Origin of the sequence: Pseudoglutamicibacter cumminsii (assembly GCF_003143995.1) — a bacterium.
GTDB lineage: Bacteria > Actinomycetota > Actinomycetes > Actinomycetales > Micrococcaceae > Pseudoglutamicibacter > Pseudoglutamicibacter cumminsii_B.
Genome location: NZ_QFWG01000026.1, coordinates 1 through 882, shown reverse-complemented (window position 1 = coordinate 882; position 882 = coordinate 1). Strand labels below are relative to the sequence as shown.

Below are 882 nucleotides of genomic sequence, written 5' to 3'. Positions count from 1 at the left end.
TGGCTCTGTTGCAAAGATTGGCGGCAGTCAGAGGTAGGCTGTCGCTCTGCGCCGATCAGGCGGCTGCTGCGAAATGGTGGTTGAGCATGCCCATGGCCTCCGTCAGCGCCGAGGGCCCAATGCCAAAAGCTCTCTCCACAAGGCGCACCTCGCCCCTGATGCCGGGCTGCAGGCACCAGGGGCGAGCCTGTCCTTTGCGCAGGGCTCGCATGACTTCGAATCCCTTGATCGTGGCATAGGCCGTGGGGATCGATTTGAAACCGCGCACCGGCTTGATCAGTATCTTGAGCTTTCCGTGATCGGCCTCGATCACGTTATTGAGATACTTCACCTGCCGGTGGGCCGTCTCCCGGTCCAGCTTTCCTTCGCGCTTCAATTCGGTGATCGCTGCACCATAGCTCGGCGCTTTGTCGGTATTGAGCGTGGCAGGCTTTTCCCAGTGCTTCAGGCCTCGCAGGGCCTTGCCCAGGAACCGCTTCGCTGCCTTGGCGCTGCGGGTCGGCGACAGGTAGAAATCGATCGTGTCGCCCCGCTTGTCGACTGCCCGGTACAGGTAGGTCCACTTGCCCCGCACCTTGACGTAGGTTTCATCCAGGCGCCAGCTCGGATCAAAGCCACGCCGCCAGAACCAGCGCAGCCGCTTCTCCATCTCCGGGGCGTAGCACTGGACCCAGCGATAGATCGTCGTATGGTCGACCGAAATGCCGCGTTCCGCCAGCATTTCCTCAAGGTCGCGATAGCTGATCGGATAGCGACAATACCAGCGCACCGCCCACAGGATCACATCACCCTGGAAATGGCGCCACTTGAAATCCGTCATCGTTCCGTCCGTCCAATCTCCGCCAAGCATGCTCAAGCTTCACGATTTTTGCAACAGAGCCC

At 60.5% G+C, this 882-nt stretch carries 1 protein-coding gene; it reads right to left on the bottom strand.

The genetic code is table 11. The features are described from left to right. Nucleotides 1-55: 55 nt before the first annotated feature. Nucleotides 56-820, bottom strand: a complete 765-nt coding sequence (locus CAY35_RS09435) for an IS6-like element IS6100 family transposase (RefSeq protein WP_001389365.1) — start codon at nt 818-820, stop codon at nt 56-58. Nucleotides 821-882: the final 62 nt, after the last annotated feature.

Coding starts and splice junctions, on each gene's coding strand:
- CAY35_RS09435 (WP_001389365.1), bottom strand. CDS start 820: ATGACGGATTTCAAGTGGCGCCATTTCCAGGGTGATGTGATCCTGTGG.